The organism is Acrocarpospora catenulata, from assembly GCF_018476525.1.
GTDB classification, from domain to species: domain Bacteria; phylum Actinomycetota; class Actinomycetes; order Streptosporangiales; family Streptosporangiaceae; genus Acrocarpospora; species Acrocarpospora catenulata.
This window is the reverse complement of record NZ_JAHCST010000144.1, coordinates 1-1,922: the sequence shown is the minus strand read 5'-3', so window position 1 is coordinate 1,922 and position 1,922 is coordinate 1. Positions and strand designations below refer to the sequence as shown.

Annotated in this window: 2 protein-coding genes; both read right to left on the bottom strand. The window is 68.9% G+C overall.

Annotated features, from left to right (window positions below; genetic code table 11):
- Positions 1 to 92 precede the first annotated feature (92 nt).
- A complete protein-coding gene (locus KIP79_RS46070; protein ID WP_214111415.1) occupies positions 93 to 767 on the bottom strand; it encodes a hypothetical protein in 675 nt (224 codons plus the stop codon).
- Positions 768 to 1,040: 273 nt separating this feature from the next.
- Positions 1,041 to 1,691 carry an acVLRF1 family peptidyl-tRNA hydrolase gene (locus KIP79_RS46065; RefSeq protein WP_214111414.1) on the bottom strand — a complete coding sequence of 217 codons (651 nt, stop codon included), beginning with the start codon at positions 1,689 to 1,691 and terminating at the stop codon, positions 1,041 to 1,043.
- Positions 1,692 to 1,922: the final 231 nt, after the last annotated feature.

The window sequence follows — 1,922 nt, the reverse complement described above, 5'->3', positions numbered from 1 at the left end:
CACCCACCCGCCCTTTGACCCTCCCGGGTCCGGGCCCGGCTCTGTCGGAAGGGTCTGCTACCGCGCCGCTGCCCGGCCGGCTGTCTGGAGTCCTAGACCTGGGTGTCCAGCTCGTGCACCTCCGGGACCGACTGATCTTCCCGGTCGGCCGCGGCCAGGCGCAGGATCCTCCCCGCGACGACCAGCGCCAGCCCGAGAGTGATCGCCGCGACGTCGACCGTGCCGACGACGTCGCCCCAGCCGATCAGAGCGTCCCCTGAGACCGTCACTGCCTCGATGAAGACCATCCGTGCCCCGTGCGCCACCAGGGCGCACAGCACCGCCCCGACGGTCAGGCCTACGCCGAGCCGCTCCGCGAACCGTCCGACGGTGACATCTGACGGGCCTCTCCTTCGTACTCGGGACAGCAGGACTCTGAGTCCTATCAGCAGGCCGCCGGTCAGGATGAAGCCGGGAATCTCCGTGAGCGCGCCCAGCCGGCGCTCCCTCGGGCGGGGATCGTCTTTACACACGATGATTTCCCCGGCTCGCGCCTGCGCGCCGGATTCGAGCTCGGGCGCTCCCGGACCGGTGATCCGGTATTCTCCGTTCGCCGGCGACTCGACGCAGACACGGGAATTCCCGAACCCGCGGATGCTCCATTCCAGGTCCCACCCGGCCACGCTTCCGGCGAAAATCACCAGAAGCACCGCCACGGTGCTCCAGATGAGGACGTCGAGAAGCAGAGAAAGCGGCCGGATGAGCCGCCTACCCGCGTTGGATTCCATAGCGCATCCATCCATCCGTCAGCTGCCAACGCGCGCTCATAGCGAGCGGGGCGGGCCTCCGGGCCCCTGCGCGACAGGCGTTCCAGCCGCCTACGACGTTCTCCGGCCAGCTTTAGAGGCTACTGGAAACCGTGTATTCCGTCACCCGGTAACTAATGCTCGTTTTGCTATTGACCGTCAGGGTGGCCGCATAGTTGATGTCGCTACCTGGGCCCCACGGCGACATTTAACGCCCGCTTTGAACTTCACGCCGGAATGGCGTGAGCCGCCGGTTCAGGGCTCGGTGACGCGAATGCGCACGGCGCGGAATTGGGACGGAGTTTCGGTTAGGACGGCGAGTTTCGGGTCAGGGACGGTCAGGAACGGGGGGCGTTCCAGGGCGAAGAGTGGGACGAGGCGGCGGTCGGTGCGGAGTTCGTCGATGGCGCGGCGGTCGCCGCCGAGCACGAGGGCCTCCAGGGTGGCCAGCTGGGGCAGCAGGACGCGGGCGGCCACGTCGGCGGCGGCCTGGAGGGCCTCGGTGGACTGTTTCTCTCTGCGCCGGGCGAAACGCTGCTGCGACCAGCCCCCGGCGGCGCTACGGCCGTGCACCAGACGAGCGCCGACCTTGGAGGCCACCAGGGTGTCACCGTCGAAGACGCCCGCCGCGTACCCCCCGAGGCGTACCAGGAGCACGCCCACCCGGCGCCGGGCGACGGCGTGCGCGACCAGCGCGGGCACGGGGTCATCGGCCACGGTCAGCGGCGGGAAGGGCACGTGGCATTCGGCGGTGGCGCCGTCCGGGGCGCGCAGGGTGACCAGTTCGGCCGCGGCCTCGACCACAGGTTCGCCGTGCCGCTCCCCGAACCCGGTGATCCACCGGCCGAGGCGATCGGGCCCCACCGTGACCCATTTACCCCCGCCCGCCGCAGGCCGTGCCGTCATGACACGCCAGCATAGACAGTGATCGAGCCCGGCCGCCGAACCGGCGACCGCCTGGATGGAGGGTGACCGGATGGCCACGATCCGGGGCCGGCACAGCCAATAGTTAACCTGGGGCTTTCGCCTGGGAAGCGGCCGGAACCGATCGTTAAACGTGAAAAGTGCCTTGAGCTGGAAGGATTGGACTTGCTGAGGGTCCTGTCCGCACCAACTCGAAAGGCACTTTCCGAGTGC